Annotated in this window: 27 protein-coding genes and 1 pseudogene; 8 read left to right on the top strand and 20 right to left on the bottom strand. The window is 27.7% G+C overall.

The window, feature by feature from the left end; genetic code table 11:
* From B2671_RS03915 to B2671_RS03935, 6 genes and pseudogenes are all read right to left on the bottom strand, one after another.
* Positions 1-716, bottom strand: a pseudogene (locus B2671_RS03915) (ATP-binding protein); the annotation flags it as partial.
* Positions 717-729: 13 nt separating this feature from the next.
* Positions 730-1,533: a hypothetical protein gene (locus B2671_RS03920; RefSeq protein WP_346869245.1), complete on the bottom strand. Its 804-nt coding sequence runs from the start codon at positions 1,531-1,533 to the stop codon at positions 730-732.
* 238 nt (positions 1,534-1,771) lie between these two features.
* On the bottom strand, positions 1,772-2,005 hold the full coding sequence (locus tag B2671_RS17565) for a GHKL domain-containing protein (protein WP_414632611.1): 234 nt from the start codon (positions 2,003-2,005) through the stop codon (positions 1,772-1,774).
* Positions 2,006-2,010: 5 nt separating this feature from the next.
* Complete coding sequence (locus B2671_RS03925; protein WP_422653222.1) at positions 2,011-2,988, bottom strand: Spo0B domain-containing protein; 978 nt, start codon at positions 2,986-2,988, stop codon at positions 2,011-2,013.
* A complete protein-coding gene (locus B2671_RS03930; RefSeq protein ID WP_346848737.1) occupies positions 2,969-3,703 on the bottom strand; it encodes a LytTR family DNA-binding domain-containing protein in 735 nt (244 codons plus the stop codon). The genes B2671_RS03925 and B2671_RS03930 overlap by 20 nt, the downstream gene beginning before the upstream one ends.
* Positions 3,704-3,744: 41 nt before the next feature.
* Positions 3,745-4,464, bottom strand: coding sequence for an accessory gene regulator B family protein (locus B2671_RS03935; protein WP_346869247.1), 720 nt, complete (start codon positions 4,462-4,464; stop codon positions 3,745-3,747).
* A gap of 378 nt (positions 4,465-4,842) precedes the next feature.
* Between B2671_RS03935 and B2671_RS03940 the strand changes: the two genes are divergently transcribed.
* Complete coding sequence (locus B2671_RS03940; RefSeq protein WP_346869248.1) at positions 4,843-5,025, top strand: hypothetical protein; 183 nt, start codon at positions 4,843-4,845, stop codon at positions 5,023-5,025.
* A 190-nt stretch (positions 5,026-5,215) separates the two neighbouring features.
* Here B2671_RS03940 and B2671_RS03945 read toward each other — a convergent pair whose 3' ends face one another.
* Complete coding sequence (locus tag B2671_RS03945) at positions 5,216-6,532, bottom strand: HAD hydrolase family protein (RefSeq protein WP_346869249.1); 1,317 nt, start codon at positions 6,530-6,532, stop codon at positions 5,216-5,218.
* A 563-nt stretch (positions 6,533-7,095) separates the two neighbouring features.
* Between B2671_RS03945 and B2671_RS03950 the strand changes: the two genes are divergently transcribed.
* Entirely contained in the window at positions 7,096-7,317 is a 222-nt protein-coding gene (locus B2671_RS03950; RefSeq protein ID WP_346869250.1) for a thioredoxin family protein, read from the top strand.
* A 174-nt stretch (positions 7,318-7,491) separates the two neighbouring features.
* Positions 7,492-8,373: a nitroreductase family protein gene (locus B2671_RS03955; protein ID WP_346869251.1), complete on the top strand. Its 882-nt coding sequence runs from the start codon at positions 7,492-7,494 to the stop codon at positions 8,371-8,373.
* A 71-nt stretch (positions 8,374-8,444) separates the two neighbouring features.
* On the opposite strand, the gene B2671_RS03960 is transcribed toward B2671_RS03955, so the two are convergent.
* The 3 genes from B2671_RS03960 to B2671_RS03970 all read right to left on the bottom strand — a co-directional run bounded on the left by B2671_RS03960 (position 8,445) and on the right by B2671_RS03970 (position 11,423).
* Complete coding sequence (locus B2671_RS03960) at positions 8,445-9,245, bottom strand: MerR family transcriptional regulator (protein ID WP_346869252.1); 801 nt, start codon at positions 9,243-9,245, stop codon at positions 8,445-8,447.
* 167 nt (positions 9,246-9,412) lie between these two features.
* Positions 9,413-9,607, bottom strand: a complete 195-nt coding sequence (locus B2671_RS03965) for a penicillin-binding transpeptidase domain-containing protein (RefSeq protein ID WP_346869277.1) — start codon at positions 9,605-9,607, stop codon at positions 9,413-9,415.
* Entirely contained in the window at positions 9,567-11,423 is a 1,857-nt protein-coding gene (locus B2671_RS03970) for a penicillin-binding transpeptidase domain-containing protein (RefSeq protein ID WP_346869253.1), read from the bottom strand. Before B2671_RS03970 ends, B2671_RS03965 begins: the two co-directional genes overlap by 41 nt.
* A 145-nt stretch (positions 11,424-11,568) precedes the next feature.
* Between B2671_RS03970 and B2671_RS03975 the strand changes: the two genes are divergently transcribed.
* Positions 11,569-12,462 (top strand): alpha-L-fucosidase, encoded by an 894-nt coding sequence (locus tag B2671_RS03975; protein ID WP_346869254.1) that lies wholly within the window; start codon positions 11,569-11,571, stop codon positions 12,460-12,462.
* 131 nt (positions 12,463-12,593) lie between these two features.
* On the opposite strand, the gene B2671_RS03980 is transcribed toward B2671_RS03975, so the two are convergent.
* The 5 genes from B2671_RS03980 to B2671_RS04000 form a co-directional block, all read right to left on the bottom strand.
* Complete coding sequence (locus B2671_RS03980; protein ID WP_346869255.1) at positions 12,594-13,025, bottom strand: MarR family transcriptional regulator; 432 nt, start codon at positions 13,023-13,025, stop codon at positions 12,594-12,596.
* A 150-nt stretch (positions 13,026-13,175) separates the two neighbouring features.
* Positions 13,176-14,039, bottom strand: a complete 864-nt coding sequence (locus tag B2671_RS03985; protein WP_346869256.1) for an NAD(P)/FAD-dependent oxidoreductase — start codon at positions 14,037-14,039, stop codon at positions 13,176-13,178.
* A gap of 57 nt (positions 14,040-14,096) precedes the next feature.
* Positions 14,097-14,408, bottom strand: coding sequence for a thioredoxin (gene trxA / locus B2671_RS03990; protein ID WP_035134706.1), 312 nt, complete (start codon positions 14,406-14,408; stop codon positions 14,097-14,099).
* Positions 14,409-14,751: 343 nt separating this feature from the next.
* Positions 14,752-15,000, bottom strand: a complete 249-nt coding sequence (locus B2671_RS03995; RefSeq protein ID WP_346869257.1) for a nucleoside transporter C-terminal domain-containing protein — start codon at positions 14,998-15,000, stop codon at positions 14,752-14,754.
* Positions 14,942-15,211 carry a nucleoside transporter C-terminal domain-containing protein gene (locus B2671_RS04000; RefSeq protein ID WP_346869258.1) on the bottom strand — a complete coding sequence of 90 codons (270 nt, stop codon included), beginning with the start codon at positions 15,209-15,211 and terminating at the stop codon, positions 14,942-14,944. Before B2671_RS04000 ends, B2671_RS03995 begins: the two co-directional genes overlap by 59 nt.
* Before the next feature lie 302 nt (positions 15,212-15,513).
* Between B2671_RS04000 and B2671_RS04005 the strand changes: the two genes are divergently transcribed.
* Positions 15,514-16,155: an undecaprenyl diphosphate synthase family protein gene (locus B2671_RS04005; protein WP_346869259.1), complete on the top strand. Its 642-nt coding sequence runs from the start codon at positions 15,514-15,516 to the stop codon at positions 16,153-16,155.
* Between the two features lie 139 nt (positions 16,156-16,294).
* Here B2671_RS04005 and B2671_RS04010 read toward each other — a convergent pair whose 3' ends face one another.
* From B2671_RS04010 to B2671_RS04025, 4 genes are all read right to left on the bottom strand, one after another.
* Positions 16,295-18,205: an ABC transporter permease gene (locus B2671_RS04010; RefSeq protein ID WP_346869260.1), complete on the bottom strand. Its 1,911-nt coding sequence runs from the start codon at positions 18,203-18,205 to the stop codon at positions 16,295-16,297.
* Entirely contained in the window at positions 18,205-18,957 is a 753-nt protein-coding gene (locus tag B2671_RS04015) for an ABC transporter ATP-binding protein (protein ID WP_346869261.1), read from the bottom strand. The genes B2671_RS04010 and B2671_RS04015 overlap by 1 nt, the downstream gene beginning before the upstream one ends.
* Positions 18,958-19,137: 180 nt before the next feature.
* Positions 19,138-19,989 (bottom strand): sensor histidine kinase, encoded by an 852-nt coding sequence (locus tag B2671_RS04020; RefSeq protein ID WP_346869262.1) that lies wholly within the window; start codon positions 19,987-19,989, stop codon positions 19,138-19,140.
* A gap of 170 nt (positions 19,990-20,159) precedes the next feature.
* Positions 20,160-20,828, bottom strand: coding sequence for a response regulator transcription factor (locus tag B2671_RS04025; protein WP_346869263.1), 669 nt, complete (start codon positions 20,826-20,828; stop codon positions 20,160-20,162).
* 291 nt (positions 20,829-21,119) lie between these two features.
* Between B2671_RS04025 and B2671_RS04030 the strand changes: the two genes are divergently transcribed.
* From B2671_RS04030 to B2671_RS04040, 3 genes are all read left to right on the top strand, one after another.
* Complete coding sequence (locus B2671_RS04030; protein ID WP_346869264.1) at positions 21,120-21,362, top strand: hypothetical protein; 243 nt, start codon at positions 21,120-21,122, stop codon at positions 21,360-21,362.
* A 235-nt stretch (positions 21,363-21,597) separates the two neighbouring features.
* Positions 21,598-22,380 (top strand): threonine/serine exporter family protein, encoded by a 783-nt coding sequence (locus B2671_RS04035; protein WP_346869265.1) that lies wholly within the window; start codon positions 21,598-21,600, stop codon positions 22,378-22,380.
* Complete coding sequence (locus B2671_RS04040; RefSeq protein ID WP_346869266.1) at positions 22,380-22,826, top strand: threonine/serine exporter family protein; 447 nt, start codon at positions 22,380-22,382, stop codon at positions 22,824-22,826. The genes B2671_RS04035 and B2671_RS04040 overlap by 1 nt, the downstream gene beginning before the upstream one ends.
* A 91-nt stretch (positions 22,827-22,917) precedes the next feature.
* Here B2671_RS04040 and B2671_RS04045 read toward each other — a convergent pair whose 3' ends face one another.
* Positions 22,918-23,910 carry a DUF4003 family protein gene (locus tag B2671_RS04045; protein ID WP_346869267.1) on the bottom strand — a complete coding sequence of 331 codons (993 nt, stop codon included), beginning with the start codon at positions 23,908-23,910 and terminating at the stop codon, positions 22,918-22,920.
* Positions 23,911-23,968: the final 58 nt, after the last annotated feature.

Here is a 23,968-nt window from a genome sequence, read left to right on the forward strand (position 1 = left end):
ATTTAAAAATACTCTTCTTGGTATACTATCTTTATTTTCTTTATATAACTTATAACTTTTAGACACTCTTTCAAAGCTTCGTGGGGTAGCCCTTATATCTTCTTCATTAATACTGTGTAGATGCTCTGGAAAAGTAGATATGAATTCTATTACTTTTCTATCAACTTTATTTTCTGAAGCCCATTTAATCCAACCCTTTGCATCACTTTCCATGTTAAGCCAAACAAAGCGATTTTCTTGGGCAGCATCCATATCTACTACTTGATAATCAAAGTCTGCACCGTATTTACTGGATGGATTCATTGCAGCTAATATCTTTACTTTATCATNNCTCTATTTAATATCAAATTCATAAGCTCTTGTTGTACGCTATGCTCACACCTATTTATTTCATCTATAAATAAAAGTACATCTTTACCTTCTAAAATAAGATTATCTATTTCCCTAAGCTTTATATGAATAGCATAGATAGTTGCCTTTTTACTTACAACTCTTCCATGTTCATCTTTAATAGTATATTCTTCCACTGTAGGGAGTCCACCTATTTCACCCTCCTTTAAAAGGTTTCCATCTATAACAACTAAACTCCATTCTCTTTGTCTGGCCAAAGTCTTTGCAAGAGCAGTCTTGCCTATTCCACTCTCTCCTACAATAAGAGGTACTTCATTAATTTCTATTACAAGCTCTACACTTTTTAATGTATCATTAAAGTTCATTTGTATTATCCTCCTACATAATCTTTAGCTTTTCATCTATAGCAACTCTTTTTGCTCTATTACTTCCATACTTATGAATAAATATAATCTTATCCATAGAAATATTATTATACTTTTTATTTATACTTTCACAATTTATAAAATTTCTTACATAGCTCTCTTCTATATCTTCACTAGATAATCTTTCTTTTAATACGCCTTCAAGCTCTTCTATAGAAATATCTTTTATAAGATATTTAATTACTAGTATATTTTCTTTCAAAAATTTTATCATCTTTTCTTTATTTAGATTATGAACAAACTTGATAGCAGCTTCATTATTTCTAATGGCAGATATCTCAGCTTTTTCACTAGGATTGTTAATATACCTTAGGGCATCATAGCTAATATTTACAGCCACTAGCTGCACCTCTTCACAAGGATTTTCTATATACTTAATGGAATCATAGTTTTTCTCAATAGCCAATCTCTGAAGATCACAGCTAGGATTCTTTATATACTGAATAGCCCATCCCTTTTGTTCAATCCCTAGATTTACTAGCTCTTCACTAGGAGTATCTATATATTTTAAAGTATTCCAGCTTTCCTTTACTGCATACTCTTTCATTTCTAAGGTAGGCTCATCTATAAATTCAATAGCATTTATATTACTCCTCAATGCTTTTATATTCATTTCCTCTGTTGGATTTTTTATGTACTGTAGAGACATTCCATCCTTCTCTACAGCCAAAAGCTTCATTTCTTCTGTTGGGTTCTTTATAGTTTTTATAATAATTGGATTCCTCTTTACCATTTCTATAGCTCTATTATAATCCATAACCATATTCCTCCTAGGTTCATAGCGCATATAAGATTTGTAAAAAATCTTATAACTACATACCCTTTACTAAACAATAACTTTATTAAGTAATAATAATTATCCATTTAATTATATCATTTTATAGTATATTTAAAAGCACTTTTTTGAATATTTTTATTATAATTTCTTCAAGCTATATATGATTATTTTCGAAAAAATGGATATCAAAATTAATTGATATCCATTTTTTAAGTTTTTAAATATGTATTTCAACAGAAAGCATATCGTCATCTGTTTCTATTAAAATATTGCCTTTATTACCACTCACTATTTTTTGCACATTATGTAGTCCATAGCCCCTACTAGAACCCTTCGTTGAATATCCTTCTTTAAACATTGAGGATATATTTATTTTATTCATATCTTTTACAGTGTTTTTTATAGTGATAACATATCTACCGTTAGTTGAATAATCTTCATCTATATATATATCAACTAATTTATTTGAACNNCGTTATTTAATAAATTAGTTAATATAATTACCATATCTGATTGACTAATCTTTATATTATTCAAGCTATTTTTAATGTTACACTTTATATCTACATCGGCTTTTTCTGCTTCACAAATTTTACTATAAATAAGAGCTCTTAAAATTATATTATCTATAGTCATTAGCTTTGTTAAAGTGTCTTTATAAGTTATATCTTCTATATATTTCTTTATAACTTTATTAACTTCATTATAATTTCCCACCTGAAGGGTAGAGTATATCACATTTAAATGATTTTTATATTCATGTTCACTTGCCCTTAACTTCTCAATATACTCATTTAAAATCAAATTATATTTATTTTGAATTTCTAATATCTCATTCTCCTTCATAATTTTATATATATCTCTACATAAAATCATAGTTATTATAATGAATACTAACAATGCTGAAAATAATCCAATTCTTAATCCACTGCCTATAAAATGACTATCATTTATAAATATTAATATAGTTAATATTAGAAATAAATTCACTATTCCTGTTATGATAATTTTAGTACTTATCTTAGGTATAGTTGAAATATTCAACTTAATATATTTAGTAAAATAATATATAGTACCTAAGGTAATTGTAAATACACCCACTAATGTTAGGGTTAAATTTATACTTTCTGTATTTATATCTAATATACCTACTATAATTCCAACAATACTTTCTGCTATCATTAAAACTAATAATGATATAGTTATCTTTATTAGAGATTTATAAAAAGTGTCATTATGTAAAAATTTATTTATGAATGCATATATTATAGTTAAAGCTCCTAGAGTAACTACTGGTATTTTTATAACAATACCAAAAACATATGCTAATATAATAGAAATTATAACATTTTTAATATTAATTTTATCAAATAAAATATTGCAAATCATACCTAATGTAAACAACTCTAAAAAATTATTTATACTCATTTTCATACCCTAAAATTTCAAACACTTTTTCACAGTAACTTATAGATAAGTCAATAATATCACTAATGTTAACAAAATGAACTTTCCATAATTTAGTATACATCTTGTCTATTCTTTTTATATATTTAGTGTTTACAATAAATGATTTATGGCATTGTACTATACTATTTGATTCAATCATACTTAAAAGCTTCCCTAGAGATAATTTTGCATAAATTACTCCATTCTTAACTGTTACAATTTTGCACTTCCTTGGTATATACTCAGCAAAAACTATATCATCATGATATAGTTTATAGGTTATTTTATTTTCTATAGTTATCATACTATACTTTCGATTGTCATTTTTCTTAACATTTTCTTTCATAAACACATCTATGATTCTTTTAATATCTTTTTTACTATAAGGCTTTATTAAAAAATCATAGCAGTGTATATTTTTAAATGCATCTACCATCTGATAGCCTTGACTTGTTATAAATACTATTCCTTTTAATTCATAACCTTCCATAGCTCTAATTTTTTTAGCTATATCTATCCCAGATCCATCTGGTAAGTTAATGTCAATAAAGAATAAGTCAACATTTTTTTCACTAATGACTTTTAATGACTCTTTAAATGAATGTGCCGTTAGGAGCTCCACATTATTATAGCTTTCTTTAATTAGGTTAGATAAATTATCACTTTGAATAATATCATCTTCTATTAACAATAATTGCATCTTCATCACCCCTAACAATTATAGCACATTTTAGATAATTATTACTTAATTTTTTCTCTTAATTCTAATGGTAATTCTACTTCTCCCCAAAAGAATATAGAAGGAGATTTCAAGGCTGCTTCTCCTACTCCTATACTAGCACTAGTTAATACACCACTCATAAGTTTTCTTAAGTCGAATTTTTTCATTAAATTTTTCATTACAGATTTCCCCCTGTTATTCATATAATATTCATAAATCATATATGTTCCAAATAATAATACAAGATTTATGTACACAGAATCATTTATTACTCTTACTAAAGTATATGTAAATAAATATATGAAGCTTGTCTTTAATTTTAATTTTAAAATTACCTTAGGAGCTTCTATTGCTTTAATCTTAGTTCTATATTTAGCAGTAAAAATTGTAGCTATAACAGATACTAATATTAAAACTCTTATGAATCTTGGTATTATTATTATAGAAGATAAAAAATACATACTTAAATATATTCCTGTAGTCTTTATAAAGCATCTTGCAAAGCTTTTACAATGACCACCTCCAAGTTTAGTTCTAACCCCTAAAATTAATACTGTAATTATGAAAAATTCAGGTAATCTTTTAAGCATAATAGATATTAAAAGTATTATAAAGAATTTAATCCCTTCACTTATAAAAATCTCTACCCCATATCTAATTCTATCAAGATAATATATATCTTCTATATTAGATTCTGTGGCAATAAAATTCACAATTTTTTTTACTAAAATACTAATCATAAAATCCCTTCTTAATTCACATTTTAACAAAATTATACACCATTTCCATATGATTTATTTTGAATTTTCATGAAATTACTTATTCCATACCTAAAATTCCTTATTTTTCACACTTAAACTTTATTTTACATTAATTCTTAACTTACATGTTCGATATTTGACCTTTCGTTCCAAAAACCACACTACAAGATTATTTTAAGCTATAATCATATATGAATAACACACTTATATAGAGGTGGTTTAATTACAACACCAGTAAAATATTAATAGAAATAATAATCTTAAATTCCTTTCATTAATATACATAAAGCACCTCTATATTCATTTTATACTAAACTTATATTTATATTTAGAATCTTTTATTGTGAGGTGCTTCTGATGAAATCTATCAGAAAAGATTTAAAATTAGATTTGATAGCTTCTATTATAGCTATATTGATTTTCTTATTTTCAGTGCCTAGATTGATAAAGACATCTGACCCTACTACTGTTGCATTTTTAGGTATTTGTGTATTACTACTCCTTATATGTAACTTGCGTAAAATTCATAGTAATAATTAGGTTATTATTATAATAAATTATATTCAATAATTTAACTTAATATATGTAATTAACCAATTTAATTGTAATTGTGACTATAGAGTGTAAAGTCAATGTCCCCTATATAAAAAGTAAAACACAGTAAAGTATCTAATCTTTTAGTACTTTACCGTGTTTTACTTTTGTTGATAAATAAATTAAATATATTAATTTAATAATTAATTACTTTTGAATAAAATATTTTTTTAATAGTCTTTACTACAGAATCACTTTCACTATCTCCTATGATTTGTGAATTATTTTCTTTAACTTTAATAGATGCATTTTCTACTACATATCCTTCATCCGCTACTTCAAGCATAGAACTATCCTGTTCTACACCAGCAAATACAACTACCTTGTCACTTTTAATCATCTCTCTTAACTTAGTCAAAGCGCTTCCTCTAGATGTTTTACCACTATATACTTTTAAAATATAGTAATCTTCATTATATCTTTCATAGATAACCTTGATGTTTTCATAATCGCTACATCCTTTAAGCCTATTATGTAGTATTTCTATTTTATCTATCTTGTTAATAACCATGATGCAAATTACATCTAGCCCTTGTGGTAGTTTACTATATATATAATTTTTTAATGGAAGTACTTTCTCTAAATTATAAAATCTCTTTTCTTCTTCATTGGTAAAATTACCATAATAAATGTGCATCACATCATTAATTATGGTATGAGTAAAGGTGTTTATAGATAACTCATCACATATATTTAAAATTCTTTCAGCTATTTCATTATTTATTCCTTCATGGTAAACATAGCTTTTCTCATTAAAATCATATATTGCTGCTCCATTCATTGTAATTACTGGTAACTTAATATTCATACTACTAACTATAGGTGCTACAGTTTCTGGAGTTTTATCTGTTACTAATGTCACTAGTGCTCCTTCTTCTATCATTTCCTTTAGTTTTACTTTAGTATAGGCACTAACTTGATTTTTAGAATCCATTAAAGTATTCGTTAGTGTGCTTACAAACAAAATTTTAGTATTTCTCTTCTTAGGTAACCTCATAGCATTGACCCCTAAAGCTACAAAAATCCCAATTAAAGTGTCTATAATTCTATTAATAGTAAATGCATAAGGAACTACATCATCTCCATGATTTATAGCCACACTTAAAAATACTACACAACTAATATAGGATGCTGTTTGTCTTTCAAGTAATATAGTAGTATATATTAAAGGTATGATAGCTATAGATGTTAATAGATATCTTAGTTGTGGCATAGATTCAGGTATAAATCTTCTTTCTAATAATAACACTATCACTCCAAAGACACCTCCAATTAAAGTCCCAATGGTACGATTTAAACCAACCTGCTTAGTACTCTCCACACCTTGTTGCATGCATAAAATTGCCGCTATTGCTGAATAGAATGGCATTCCTGTGCCTCTTACTAAATATATTAAAAAGCATATAAAGACTGCCACTGCTGATTTTATAATCCTCATTCCTATCCTTGGCATTAAAATCCCCTTCTTTAACTTATAATTTATAATACATTATATCATGAGTATTTATAACTTTTTATATTTAAACGTATTCTAATTTTACATATAAATATTCAAATATTCTTTAAAATCTAATGAACTTTAGTTATTCTGAAGTTTACATAAATAATTCATATTGACATTCATCACATTTTCCATATATAATTATTCCAATTATATGGAATTTCTTGTTATTACCTTTATAAAATAAGTATAAATATAGGATTTTAAGGGGGAGAAACTCATGCTTGAATTTTTTAAACTCATACCTATAATTATTATGATTATATTTCTTTGCCTAGGAATTGGTGTCTTTCTACTTATTAATAAGCTATTTAAATGACGTATTTATCTAAGTTTTGATTTGACTTTTATAATGAATAAAGTTATATCTTATTAGATAATATAAATATATAAACTTAATAGGAGGTTCATAAATGAATAGCTTAAATTCTAAAGAAGACCTTTTAAAACTAATTGATACTTCTGATTTACTTTTATGCTTCTTTACTGGGAAATGTTTTTGAGGAAATGATGACTTGCTTTGTAAAGTAGATGACTTGCTTTCTAATTATCCTAAGGTTAAATCTATAAAAATTAGTATTGATGAATTTCCTTCCTTGTGTGCAGAATTTTCAGTTTTTACAGCCCCTACAATTTTACTTTTTACTCAAGGAAAAGAAACCCTAAGAAAATCTAGATTCATTGTCATCAATGAGTTAGATAAAAATATAAATAGATATTATAGTTTAATGTTTTAATAATATCCTTTTCAACCTTTTAGTACTTTATATAATAACTAAAAGGTATTTTTTATATCTTCACTTAAAATAATTATTAAAATTATTTTATATTTGTATAAACTTCCTTGACTCTATAGCCCCTATAGGGTTTAACCTTTGAAATATACAATATTAAATTTAGGAGATGATTTTATGAATAAGGAATATTTAAATGATACTATCAAATTATTATGTGAACGTGCAAGTTGCCGAAACTTTCTAGATAAGAAAATTCCTGACGAACTATTAAATGAGATTATATCTTGCGGCTTACATGCTGCTACTGGAGGAAATCTTCAACCTTACTCTATAATAAAGATAACTGATGATAAGACTAAGGAACGTTTAGTTAATGAATGCGATATGCAATCACTAGTTAAAAATGCACCTGTTAATCTTCTATTCTGTATTGACTGGAGAAGAATTCAACGTTGGTGTGAAGCCTCTGATGCTCCTTTTGTAGCTACCAAGAGTTATAGGCATTTTTGGATTGCTCTTCAAGATACAATAATATGTGCTCAAAATATTTGTACTGCTGCTGATTCTGTAGGTTTAGGTTCTGTATATATAGGTACAGTAGAAAGTTGTTTTATGGAATTAAAATCTATATTTAATATTCCAGAAGGCGTATTCCCTGTAGTTCTTTTAAGTATTGGATATCCAAATCAACCTTTAATTCCTGCTCCAAAGTTAGGCATAGAAGCCATAGTTCATGAGGAAAGCTATAAAGACTTAAATATAGATACTTTAGTAAAGCTGCAAAACGAAAAATACAATTCTAAAAAATTTCCCCTTAGTCCAACTAATATGGCATCAATGAAAGAAGTGACTTTAGATATAGGTGGCAAAGATTACAGTAATAAGATTATTACATCTATAGAGCAGCAAGGTTATATTAATATGGCCCAAAGATATTTTGGTCTTCACTATAAAGCAAATTGGTCTTGTATAGGAAATAAAAATTTTATAGAAGCTCTTAAGTCATATGGATTTACATGGATTATGGGAGAGGACTTTCCTACTGGTGACAAATAAATATTAAAATTAAAGGATATAATTAATCAATAAACTACCAATTATATCCTTTAAATATTTTACCATAATTACTATTTCAATAATAGCTGAATCTGTCTCACCCATTCTTCATTATTATCAGATATGTTTGGCCCTATAATCAATTCTTCTATACCGATTCCTTGTAATTCCATTTTTGAAGATTTTATATATTTTAATAGGTTATCATAACTTTCTTTTAAACTGGCCCTACTACCTATATGGTCAATGACTCCATAGACCCCTTCTTTTAATGTGTATTTATTCTTAGAATCATTTAGCTTTTCTTCTTTGCTAAGAGCGAGATAACTTTTAAGATGAGTTTCTCCTTTATCATTAATATTTATTAACCTTGATGGCTTAAACATAACTTCTACACTAATACTACAATTTCTATCAAAACTTACTAAAGACCTTATTACATTATCTATAGTGCTATTCTCATTTACGTCTATTAAATATCCTTCTCTTCTTTCTAATACCATAATTCTTGGCTCTGTAGAATAATTTCCTTCCCTTAAATCATTTATATTTTTTAATTGTTCTTCTACATAATAAGAAACTTTTTTTAAGTTCTCTATATTTTCATCAATTACATTTTTCAAATTGTTAAACAATTTTTCTGTTTCACATATATCCCCACTTAAAATCTTCATAATTTCACTAAGAGATAATCCTGTAGACTGTAATGCTTTTATTTTCCACAACCTCTGACTAGAAGTACTATCATAATATCGATAACCTGACTTAGAATCTACTTCTACAGGAACTAATAATCCAATATTATGGTAGTATCTTAAAGTTTGTATGTTTATATTATGTAGTTTAGCCATTTCACCTATACTAAATTTCACTTCGTTTTCACCTCATATATTAAATAAAATTAAGTCTAATATTATAATAAAACAGGAGACACATTATGTCTCCTGTTTTTACACTACTGTAAAATAAAAGTTCCTTACATACTGAAATGATTTCAGTAATAAAAATCTTACGCATAACTTTTCACCATAAAGAATAATTATTTCTTTAAATAGTATTCCATAACATTTTTAACCATAGCTGTTGGTATTCCACTACCGCCTCTACCCTTTACATCTTCTATTATCATAGATATGGCAATTTTAGAATCATCTGTGTTTACAGCTACAAACCATCCATTTTCTTTACCCGATTCATCTTTTTGGTCTTTCTTTATCTCTGAAGNNTTTACCAGCTATATTAAATCCATTTACTTTTGCAGTGGTGGCTGTTCCATCTGCATCATTTATTACAGCTGAGAAAGCATCTACTAAAGCTGGTACTTTTTCTGCCTTTATAGCATTTTTCCAAACTTTTGCTTCTGGATTTTTTCCAATGTTAAGTCTTGGCTGCATTATATCTCCATTGTTTCCTAATGCACTATATGATAATGCAATATCTAATGGTGACATAAGCACCTCACCTTGACCATATCCTGTGTCAGCAAGAAGTATTTCTTTACTTAAAGTATTATCATTACTAATTTGAGAAGTTTCCATTGGGAAATCAAAAGTTATCTCTTCTCCAATCCCAAAGTTTTTAGCTCCATTTATAAAGGCATCTGATCCTATATTCAATGCTACTCTTGCAAAATAAATATTATCTGAGTATTTTGTAGCTTCTTTTAAGTTTATAGCCTTACCAGGATCTTTTACTCTCGTAACCTTATATCCACCCCATGATGAATTATTTTGCCAATCTAATCCCTTAATATCCATAGTTTCTCCTGGATTAAGTGCGCCTACATCCAATCCTATAGCAGCTGTAACTAGCTTCATTGTAGAGCCTGGTGCGTATACATTATTAAACCTATTGTCAAACTGCTGACCATTAAGCTTTTTCCACTGATCACTTAAGGATTTTGTTTTATATGTTACAAATATATTTGGATCATAGGAAGGTGAACTTACCATAGCTAAAACTTCTCCAGTTTTAGGGTCTACTGCAGTAGATGCTCCCTTCTCACCTTTCATTTCACTATATACCTTACTTTGAAGCTCTGGGTCTATTGATAGTTTTATATCCTGACCATTCTTTGCTTCTGTTTTAGCTAAAGTTATTTTTTCTTCTCCCTTTTCAATGTATATTTCTCCACCATCTTGGCCCCTTAATATATCTTCATAAACCTTCTCAAGACCAGCTTTTCCAAGGAGACTTGTTTGTGAATAACCCTTATCTTTATTATTTTCTAGTTCTTCTGCTGTAATGGCTCCCACATATCCTACTAGATTTCCAAAAGCTTCTCCTCCGGTGTAAACTCTGGAGTTTTTATTGTTTATTTGAACGCCTTCAATAGTGGAAAGCTTATTTAACTTTTCAGAATCAGATTGAAGTACAGATACTATTGGTACAAAATAATCTGGGTTAGTATTAGCTGCTAGCTGTTCTTCTATATAGGACTCACTTATATCTAATATAGTTGCCATAGCTGTTATTTTTTCTGACTTTTTATTTTCAAATTTACTTGGATGAATTCCTACAGACTTTACTATATCATCTTGTGCTAAAAAGTTCCCATTTCTATCTAATATACTTCCACGTTTAGAGTAATAATCTTCTACTCTCACTTTATCATCTGATTTTTCCATTTCGGGGAATATTAAATTCTCATTCCACTTTATTTTATATCCATCCTCTTCTTTAACTAAAGTTGCTTTATAATCTTTGATATCTACCTTTCCTGCTACTGTATCCATGGTCATAGTAAATGGTATTTCTAATGACTTTTTATCTCTTTCCTTTTCTCCTACTATTTGAATATCCATATTACTAGCTACAATAGCGTTATATATATTAGTGTATCTTTCTAAAAATTCTTCCTCGTTTATATATGCTTTTGATTCCACTGAAAGCATATTATACATACTTTTAAAATCTTGCTTAATCCAAGCATTTTTATAAATATTAAAGGCATCCTTTATTTCATCTTTCTTAGAGCAACCTGTAAATAAAGCTATACCAATAATTATAGTTCCAATAATTAAGCTTAGTTTCTTTAAATTATTTTTCATTGCTATCCTCCTTATAAAATGTATTTTCTTACTGGATATTTCACAGTTTGAATATAAGCTTATCTATTCAATTCAATAAATAAACTACTATCTCTATTGTAAGTTTATATAAACTTTTATTCAATGAATTTTCTTAAAAATAAAAGTGAACCTTTTACATGAAGACTATCCAGCCTACGGTGATAGACACCATCCAATGAGAAATAACAAAGCCTTTAAAAATAAAATTCATAACTTCGATAATTATGTTAAGTATTTTCATAATCAAGTTAAGGAATTAGTTACTGGCTACGGTAAAATTGATATAATGTGGTTTGACTTTTCCTATGATAATATGACCGGTGAAAAGTGGAAAGCTACTGAACTAGTAGATATGATAAGGAAATATCAACCTTATATAATTATTGATAACAGATTAGATGATAAAAAAAGTATTAAAAAAGCTAACCTTTCTCCTTATACCGGTGACTTTGACTCACCAGAACAAATTATTCCTCCAAGAGGAGTACTAAATGAAAATAGAAATCCTGTACCTTGGGAAGCTTGTATTACTCTTAATAATAATTGGGGCTATGCTTCTATGGACAAAGGGTATAAATCCTCAAAGCAAGTGGTTAGGAGCTTAGTTGAATGTGTTAGCAAAAATGGAAATATGATTTTAAATGTAGGTCCTAATGCAAAGGGTGAAATTCCCAAAGAATCCGTAGCTATCCTAGAAGAGGTTGGGGAATGGCTTGATGACAATGGAGATAGCATCTATGGTTGTAAAGGTAGCTACCTACCAAAACCAGAATGGGGAAGATATACCCAAAATGAGAATCTACTTTATGCTCATATTTATGATAGAGGAATCGGTCACACTAATCTGAACAATCTAAGGGAAAAGATTAAAAAAGCTAGATTGCTTAAAGACTGTTCTGAAATTAAAGTAGAGTTTCCGTGGATGGCAGAAGAATTTGAAGCTGATGCCTTTATAAACTTACCTAGTGCAATTCTTCCTGATGAAAAAGATACAGTAGTAGAGTTAGAACTACTATAAACTCTATTAAAGTTCAAGCTTAACCCATGAAAAAACCCCTTTAGTTAAAATCTAAAGAGGTTTTTATCCATAATTTTTTCTACAACTAACTTTGTATGAATATTTACTATAGTTATTAAACTTTTGTTCCACTATTCTAAACTTTGTAATAAATTATCTAAATTACGTTTAAGCTCCTTTGCTTCATCATTAGATATATTCAATTTGCAAAACACTTCTCCTGGCACATCTAAAATCTCACTTTTTAGCTTTAAGCCAGCTTCTGTTAATTCTATTACGACTACTCTATCATCATTTACGTCTCTATGTCTTGTAATTAACCCCATAGATTCTAATTTTTTTAATAATGGAGTTAAAGTACCTGAGTCTAAGTGTAGTCTTTTACCAATGTCCTTAACTGTCATCTTTTCTTTTTCCCATAACACTAACATAGCTAAGTATTGTGTATAAGTAAGATTATGCTTATCAAGAATGGATTTATACAACTTTATTACCTCTCTAGATGCTGCATATAGAGAAAAACATATTTGATTTTCTAGTTTAATACATTCACAATTCTTCATATAAATTCTCCATTTCACAGAATGACTTATTAAAATTAATTCTTAATAAACCATATTGTTTGAGATTATTTTACAATTTTAAAATTTATATGTCAATACAACAAATAATTTCAATAACATTATAAATAATTCATACAAATATCTCTTATTTTACTTTTCCTTTGAATCTACATAGGAAACCGCTGATAATGCAGCCACATTTCCTTCCCCTGCAGACTTTATATATTGATAAGGTCTTCCTACTATATCTCCTGCTGCGAAACAACCTTTTAAGTTCGTTTGCATTAGCCTATCAACCTCTACATGATTATCTACGATTTTTAATCCCGGAACTAATTGACCTGGTGATATGCTATCTCTTAGTATAAATAAACCATCAGTAGTAATTTCTTTATTCTTTAAAACTAGCTTTTCAACTTTATCTTCACCAATTATTTCTACTGGTGTATCATTTACTACTTCTATAGATGAATGAACATTTACAAACTCTTTATACATAGGAATATAATATACCTTTGATGCTAAAGTAGCAATAAAATTCGCCTCTTCCTCTTCTTTTTTACTATAGGCTATTATTGTAACTACTTTATTTCTATAAAGTGGTGCATCACATGTAGCGCAATATCCAACACCCTTACCTAGAAGTTTTTCTTCACCAGGGAATAGCTTACCATATTGAATTCCTGTAGCTAATATTACTGATGTTGCTTCATAGGTTTTATCATTTACCATTAAAGCAAAGTAATCTCCCATAGCATATATATTATTTATTTTTTCTTCTGTTATTTTTATATCCATAGCTCTTAAGTGATTGATAAATTCTTGTTGTATCTCTTTACCACTTTTACCATGGAAACCCAGATAATTATTAATTTCATTAGCTTTTACTAATTTATTTGAAAGTTCATCATTACCAAATATGACAAAACTCTTATTTCTTATTTTTGCATTTAAAGCTGCTGATATTCCTGCTGGTCCACTACCAACTATTGCAATATCATATCTTTCACTCATAGCTTTATCCTCCAAATTTACAGATTAAAAATATAGGAGTAATCTCCTATATTTTTATTATATATAAGCTTCTACAATTTCTTTTATTCTCTCTTTTGGTACAAAACCTACTGTAGTATTTACATTTTTTCCATCTTTAAATACTATTATTGTAGGAATGGATGCTACACTATATTGCATTGATATGTCTGGGCATTGATCCACATCAACTTTTATAAATTTAACCTTGCCTTCCATTTCAGTTGATAATTCTTCAAATATTGGAGCCAACATTTTACAAGGTCCACACCATGTTGCGAAAAAGTCTACTACTACAACACCATCTTTTATTTCATTATTAAATTCAGCTGAATTAACTATCTTTGCCATCTTTTATTCCTCCTAAAATCAATTTACTAAAATACTATTTATCTAAATTAAATTTTGTTCAATTTAATTTGTTAATATCAATTTACATGTTTATATATTAAATGTCAAGTCATTTTAAAAATATTTTTATATAATTACATAATGAAATCTTATGTTTTAAAATTTAATAATAGTAAACCCTCTAATTATATTATTTCATACTTAAATAGGTTTTATTTATTATAATGATATTTTTATTATGAAGTTATTAACATTTATTTTAATATCTAATAAAAATATATATCATCTTAAAAAAATATAATTATATTAAAATGAGATAAAAATATCAACTTTTCTGTGATATTTACAACACCACTAATAATCTTATAATGCTATTAAAAGTCCTGTAATAGTTGTACTTAAAAAGTTTGCTAAAGTACCTGCAACCACAGTTTTTTTGTGAAAGGTCACCTATTATAGACCCTAGTTTACTAAAAGCAACAAACTCATTTAAAATTATCTTTTGTCCTAGAAGAGCTCCAGCCGTTAAAGCCTCATTCCAAGGAACTCCTATAATTGCAACCACTGGTGAAAATATGTATCCAAATATCATTTCTAATGATTAATCCATCTATTCCAATAAGTCCACCAATAAATCCTATCATTCCATTTACTAAGGCTATAAGAGAAATAAATGCAATTAACATGGCATCTATGTTTAACGCTAAACCTAACCCTTCTGATGCTCCCTTCGCTGCTGCATCTACCATGTTAACTGAATCATCTTTGTCCTTTGTAATTTTTCTATTATATTCTATCTTCAATATAATCTACTATTCATTCGTAAAAATATTTAATTATTAACCTCCCTTTCCTCCGCAAACTATTTTATGTTGAATCATTAAAAATGTCAATTTATCTATGGGATATTAATTTACTTAGATTATTTATTTTAACATACTCATCTTTAATCACTCCATAATAATTATTTCCTATATATTGTATATTAGCATTAACTTCTTTCAACCTTCTTACAAAATAGTATTTTAAATCTATGTTTATTTTATATTTTTATGGAAAACATAGTATTATAATTTTAATTTTTACGGAGGTTAATTGAGATCATATGAGAATACCAAATCATATTGGAATAATTCCTGACGGCAACAGACGCTGGGCTTTACTTAATAATCTAACCAAAGATAAAGGATATGAACATGGCATAAATCCTGGTCTTGAAGTATTTAAACTTTGCCAAAAAGAAAATATAAAAGAGTTAACATTCTACGGTTTTACTATAGACAATACCAAACGTCCCTCTGAGCAAAAACTTGCTTTTATACAAGCTTGCATTGATTCTGTCATGCTTTTAACAAAGGAGGATTGTGAAATCTTGGTTATTGGAAATACTGAATCAAGTGCTTTTCCTAAGGCTTTAATTCCCTTTACAACTAGAAAAAAATTTGGTAATGGTGGTATTAAGGTAAACTTTCTAATCCATTATGGATGGGAGTGGGACTTAAATCTATTAAAAGAATCCAAATCCTCTAATAAACATATTCTACCCTACATACATTCAGAGGATATTTCTAGAATTGATCTAATAATAAGATGGGGAGGTAGAAGAAGACTTAGTGGTTTTTTACCAATTCAGTCTGTTTATTCTGATTTTTACGTAATAGACACCTATTGGCCAGATTTTACTTCTATAGACTTCTACAATGCTTTAGACTGGTACAATGAACAAGATGTTACCCTTGGTGGTTAAAATAAGTTCAATAAAAAAGATATTTAAAGTAATTTACTTTAAATATCTTTTTATCTTATTCAAAACTTTACTTCTACTATATACTTTAAATCTAATATTCCCTATTTATAAATGGACTGAAAGTTATAAATGTAATATTTTATACCTTTACTATATTTTTAAATGTCTTCATTGAAATAATTGCACTAACTCCAAATATAAGCATACTTACTAATACACTTATGATATAAGTGCTCTTTAAATCTATGGACATAAAGTCTCCCAGTGTTCTAATAGCAAAGTAGCTATGAACTAAACCTACTAATACTGGTATTACATAAAATAATAAAATCTCTTTATTTATAGATTTTCTTAATTCTTTATTAGATGCTCCAATATTCAATAATATTTTATATTTACTTTTGTCTTCATTGGCATCACTGTATATCCTAATATAGATTATACTAGCTTCTGCTAAAATAAATACTAAAAATAAAAATGCTCCTATTGCATAAACACCTTTCATCCACTCAATTCTTTTACTTTCATATATACCCAAGGTAGCATGAGTTGTTTCTATATCAATATGTTTACTTAGCTCATCCAGCATAGGTTCTAATTTTTTCATATTAAGAAACTCTTCTTCATTATCTACCTTAATTCCATAGAAATTAACTAATTCACTATTAGATTTTATTCTCTCATAATTTTCATCATTTACAACAATAGTTCTAAAATTTAATTCTGGACCAAAAGTACGTAACCTAAACTTACTTTCACTCACCTTAAATTTAATATCATTTACAGTTATATTATTATAGCTATAAATACTAGCTATGGTTCCTGGTTTCTCAATTAAAATTACTTGATCTCCTTTAACCATCTCTTCATTTATTTTATTTAAGCTATCTTTATTTCTATTAGTATTTAATATATTAACTAATTGGTTATATGATAATATTATATAATTACTATTATTATAATCAGGTACATCTTTAAGAGTCTCTTTGGCTTTTAATACTTTAGTATTTAATTCATACTCTTCCTCTCCAACTACAGATAAGACATCTTTAATTTTTTCTTTACTTGTTATTTCATTTGGTGAAGAGAAAGATATTGAATATAATCTATTATTAGCATCTGATTCACTATATGATGCCCTCATTGCAACTGATGTCCCCAGTACTGTTACTGTGCAAGCTGTAAGAATTGCTATAGTTGCATAAGTTGTATAATTTTTCTTTAATCTATAAGCTAAATTATTAATAGTTATTATATTCTCTCCATTATATAAAATAGATTTTCTTTTAATAAAAAAATCAAATACAACTGGTAACACAGTCCCAAATAGTCCATAAGTACCTAGACAAACTAGAAGTAATGTAGTAACTGCATTCATTTTATTATGAAGTATTAGATAATATCCAACTATAATTAACATTAATGAAACAAACGAAGCTATATATATCTTCCAATTTATCTTAGGCATTTTTTCCGTCTTCTTACTATCATTTAATAGGTCTATCACATTACTTTTAATAATACTTATAAATCCTTTTATGCTCATAAATAAAAATATTCCAAGGAATATTAAAACTGTATACACTATTGAATTTACTGTTACATTAAAAGTAACATTTATATTAAATTCTGCTAACTTAAACACTATCATTTGAAAAAATTTAGATAATACAATACCTATTCCTGTACCAAGAAAACATGAACTTAATCCAATAAGCATAATCTCAATGAAATAAATTTCCCCAATTGTAGCAGAGTCTAGCCCCATAAAAGTATAAATACCAATCTCCTTTTTTCTATTTCTCAAAAATATATTTGATGAGTACCATATGAAGAAAAACATAAATATTACAAGTATTGAAGTTAACATCTGTAATAGTAGTTTTGTATATTTCTCATTTAAAGTACCTAAATACTGCAAAGCATCTCCATCCATTAGTATCATAAAATTACTTAGGATAACTACAGAAAATACCATTGAAATAAAGAACATAGTATATACCTTTATGTTGTTTTTAAAATTGTTATAAGCTATTTGGAAAATACTCATTACTTAGCACCTCCTAAAGATGCTAATAAATCTATTATCCTTCCATAAAACTCTTTTCTATCTGCACCCTTATTCAATTGACATTTTATTTCTCCATCATTTAATATGTAAACTCTATCTGAATAACTGGCACATAATGCATCGTGAGTAACCATTATAATTGTGGCCTTTTCCTCTTTGTTTACCCTATTCAAACATTCTAGTAAATCTGAAGATGACTTTGAATCTAAAGCCCCCGTGGGTTCATCAGCAAATATAACCTTAGGCTTTGTTATTAAAGCTCTAGTAGCAGCTCCCCTTTGTTTTTGTCCACCAGATAACTCATAAGGATATTTTCTCAAGTGCTCTTTAAGTCCAAATAAATCTGCAATTTTTATAACTCTGTCCTCTATCTCCTTACTTTTTTTCTTACCTAATGCAAGGGGTAATGCTATATTATCCATTAAATTCATATTGTCCAAAAGATTATAGTCTTGAAATATAAAACCTATATTATCTCTTCTAAGTTTAGATAATTCTTTATTTTTAATTTTAGTTATATCTACTCCATCTAGCATTATTTCACCTTTAGTTGGTTTATCTAGTGTAGATATTAAGTTTAGCAAAGTACTTTTTCCGGCTCCTGAAGGCCCCATTATAGAAATGAAATCTCCTTCATTAACTGTAAGAGAAACCTTTTTTAAAACCTTATTCCTAAATCCTTTAATTCCATATTCTTTATCTACGTCATTTAATTTCAATATTTCTTTCACTGTTTTTTCCTCCAATATAATCACACTTAATTATTTTTAGATTAATATCTAATCCTTAATTTAATTATAATAGTTTTTATATTGGTTTTCCTTTGCTTAAAGTTACTTTTAAAGTTCTAAGGTTACATTTTAGTAACATTGAGGATTAATTGTAACACCTTTACATAGATAACTCTTTAATTAAGTCAAACTTTTTAGATAATCTGATATTTTATAAAATCTTATTTTTAAAATAGTATATTCTCCTTGAATTGATTCAATCTCTATTTTATGTTCCAATCTATCTATTATTTTTTTAGAAAAGTATAAACCCATACCAGTAGATTTATATGTGGTATTTCTTCCGTTAGTTCCTGTGAAACCTTTGTTAAAAACTCTGTCTATATCTTCTTTAGATATCCCTATTCCATTATCTTTGATGTACAATTCTACATACTTTTCATTATTTTTAGCATAAAATTGTATCTTCCCCTGCCCTTTTATATATTTAATAGAATTATTAATAATTTGATCCAAAATATAAGCTAACCACTTCTTATCAGTATAAATATTATAATTTAAATCTTTTATTTCAATTTCTATATTATTTTTAATTAGAAAGAAGGCATTATTTTTTACACTTTGTTTTACTATATCCTGTAATATTTCTTCTTTAATAAATATATCTTCAGCTGAAGCGGTAGACCGGCTCCCATACATAACTGAATTTACTAAAAAATTAATCTTCTCAACTTCATTTTTTACGCTATGTCCTATATCTCCATCTTCTATTCTCTCTGATATTATATTTAATGCACTTATAGGAATCTTTATTTCATGTACCCATTTAGAAATATACTCTTCCATATCACTTAAATTTTCTTCATATAATTTTATGCTTTTATACTTATTATAATCTTTACTTCTAATGATATAAGACATTATTTCCTCTTCTAATGATTCACCATTAATATCATTAATTAAAATCTCTTTATTATCATTCATCAACTTATATACTTCTCTGTATACCTTTTTCCACTTACTATATTCCATAAATAGAAACACTAAATATATGCTCGTAATAATAAAATCTACATATATTAAATCTTTCAAGTTGTTTCTAAATGAAGTTAAACAGAATAAAAATAAATTTAATACTATAAATACAGTTATAAAGCATATTATATTTAATAATTTTTCATTAATAAATCTTCCTATGTTCATTAAACCATATACCCAATACCTTTCTTTGTTTTAATAAAGTCATCAAGCCCAATTTCTTTAATCTTATTCCTAAGCCTTGTTACGTTAACTGTTAATGTGTTATCACTAACAAATTCGTCATCATTCCAAAGGCTCATCATAAGCCTATCTCTAGAGACAATCTTACCCCTGCTTTTAATTAACACAGACAATATCTTAATTTCATTTTTGGTTAACTCAATAATATTATTACCATATTTAAATGTACATCTCTCCATATCTAAAACTGCATTATTGTAGTACATTATGGAATCATTTCCTGCATAATCATATGTCCTTCTAAGTAATGCATTTATTTTAGTTATTAAAACTTCCATGGAAAATGGTTTTGTAATATAATCATCTCCACCATTATTAATTCCCATAACTAGATCCATATTACAATCTCTTGATGATAAAAATATTATAGGTACCTTTGAAACCTCTCTAATTTTCTTACACCAATAAAAGCCATCATAATAAGGCAAGTTAACATCCATTATTACTAGCTGTGGCTTTTTTTCTATAAACTCCTTTAGTATACTATCAAAATTTTCTATTACGTTTGCTTTAAATCCCCATTTACTTAATGATAAAGACAATTCCTTTGATAAATCTAAATCATCCTCCACTAATAATATTTCCTTCATACTTTCTCCTTCTTATCTTTTTATATTTAAATATCAAACACTACTTACATTTATTACATTATACAATAAAAACAAACTCATTAAAATATTCCTTATTTTACTTAATCATTTACACATGTCAACTTTAATCATCATTATCCTGTAACTTAAATTCAATATCTTCATATCATAATAGTGAGATACATCTTTATAAATCATATATATTTATTTTAGTGTATTTCAAATTCCTTTTATATTACATACTCCCAAAACATAATCTTAGGAGTAAATATAAAAAGTGAGGTAATATATATGAGTAGTCATAGAAGACGTCATTCTAATTGCAAATGTGATTGCTGCTGTTGTTGTAATATACATTCATGTTGTGACAGATGTCCAACCTCCTGTTGTACAGGATTTTCAAACCGTAATTGTAATTCTAATTTTGGTTGTGATTGTGATAATAACCAATGGCTAATATGGTTGGTATTATTAGGTTGTGGCGGTTTTGGTGGCTTTGGAAACAACTGCTGTAGACGTGGATTATTCTGGTAGTAACTTAAGGAATTTTCACACTTGTGGTAATTCATAAATCAATATAAAGAAACACCTGATTAGTTAAAATACTATTCAGGTGTTTTGATTTTTTTCTTTAACATTTTAATTCTGACTAACATCTATTTGTATTTAAAATACATAAATTAAACTTATTAGAATTATCTCATTGTAATAATATTTATATTCTAATATTATAGATATGGGAATATAAACTAACTTAAAGGAGACATTTATGAAGGAGAATAAAATTACAATTGAAGCGTCCAAAATACTAAGCCTTTCCTTAGATATTGGTGAGCATATGCTACGAGTTGGTGGTGAAACTAATCGTGTTGAAGATACAATTATTCGTATTTGTAAGGTTTATGAAATTGATCGTATAGATGTTTTTTCAATAAGATCATTAATTATAGCTACAATAAAAACTAGTAATGAAGAAACTCTAACACAAACACGAAGGATTTACTCCTATGGAACAGACCTTAGTCAACTTGAGAGGCTTAACTCCTTATCTAGATATATATGTCAAACTAAACCTTCTTTCAATGAAATAAAGGATAAAATACAACAACTATCAGTAAGTGAACCCAGTATAAGGTGGAGTTCCTGCCTAGGATACATATTAGCTTCCAGTGGATTTTCTATCTTTTTTGGTGGTAATCTCATAGATGCTGCTGCGGCTGCAATCATTGGTATACTTATATTCCTTATTGACACTTTTATCAAAAGAGAAAGCATTAATCAATTAATATATACCTTTGTTTGCTCAATTATTACTGGACTAGCGGCAATTTTATTTACTAAAATAGGACTTGGAGCTAATGTTGATAAAATTATTATAGGAGATATTATGCTTCTTATTCCTGGAATTCCATTAATAAATTCCGTTCGTGATATGCTTTGTGGCGATATTATAGCCGGCCTATTACGATTAACTGAATCCATATTAATTGCCATAGCTATTGCCTGTGGTTTTGCTATCTCATTGATTATATTAGGAGGTATATTGCACTAATGAAGTATTTAATTCAAATCATTACTGCTTACATAGGTAGCCTAGGATTTGCCTTATTATTTAATATAAAAAAGGAAAGAATACTCTATGCATCTATTGGAGGTATTATTACTTGGTGTATCTATTTACTTTCTTTTTATTATTGGAATGATATTTTTATATCTAATATGATAGCTTCAATTCTAGGTACAGCATACTCTGAATTCTTAGCTAGAATTCATAAAGCACCTACAACTGTATTTTTATTGCCATCTATCGTACCTCTTGTACCTGGTGGTAGCTTATACTATTCTATGAGTTATGCTTTAGCGGGAAATAAAATAAAATTTGATCTTTACGCTCTTAATACACTTAAAACCTCCTTAGGGATTGCTGTTGGAATTATTGTAGTTTCAGTTGTTGTCTATCATTTAACCAATTATAAATGTAAGCGCAGTAAAATATAAATTACCTACTAAAAAATTTTAAAATAAAGAAGTCTGTTAAGGTTAATTATTTACTTCAACAGACTTTTATGTGTATAGATTTTTTATATTTCTAATTTGCTGAACTCGCCACTGCTGAGGTTGCTGCCATAGTTGCTGCAATGGTTGCCATCTGTTGTGCAATAATAATATTAGTAATATTATTAGATATGGTTCCTTCTAATAGATTATTCTTCATGTCACCAACATATTGAAGTGCTATAAAATTTGCAGAGAACATAGCACGTTGCACTTTACTAATGGAAAATGCTCCAAACCCTTTTTTATCTTTTAAGTATTCTGCACCATTCACTAATTCTTCTGCTATAAGGTTCATATCATTAGAAGTCATGGCAAGAACTCCAAGAGTTGACATTGTTCCGTTATAACGTAATTTATACTTCTTATCCTTTAAGCACTTATATAACTCTAAAACCTTCTTACATAATTCATCATCGTCATTATCTGTAAGAAGTAACACAAGTGCCAAGGCCTGCATATCATTTCCTCCGCCAAGAGTTGGCCTTAATCTATCTTCTATTGTTACTACACGTCTGATTGCCAATTCCAAATCAATATCTGTCATTGCCACCATTGCAACATAAATATAATCATCTGTACTTGTTAAAAATGGGTGTACTTTACGTAATCTATCATAAAACTCCTTCATACGATTAATAATTCTATTGTATTCAGATTCAGTTTTTATTTTAGCAACCTGCATTGCCGCAATGGTAAGATACTCAGAACCACGAAAATTCTGTTGTTTCATTTTATCATATAACATTTGAGTTTCCGTAAATAGTCTCTCTGGATTTTCATCTAAAGATAGCATTGTTGCTATTATTGGGAGAGTAGTCCCTTTAAAGCTAGAAAATATTCCTGTATTCTTCTTAATGTATTCTCTCATTTCTTTTATACGATTTGCATCTAATATACACTCCTCATTGGTATATAGCATTGAACATAACATATGTGACAGTTTATAATCCCATTTCAGTACTTTACCTAATTGCATTGCATAATCTGCAAATATATCTAATCTGTTTTCGATTCTAGTATTCATTATTTTAATCTTCTCCTTTAATTTCTCATATTGACTATAATCCAGCTTCCCATTCTAT

The sequence above is a fragment of the Clostridium sp. UBA5119 genome, assembly GCF_002414285.1.
Classification (GTDB): domain Bacteria; phylum Bacillota; class Clostridia; order Clostridiales; family Clostridiaceae; genus Clostridium_J; species Clostridium_J sulfidigenes.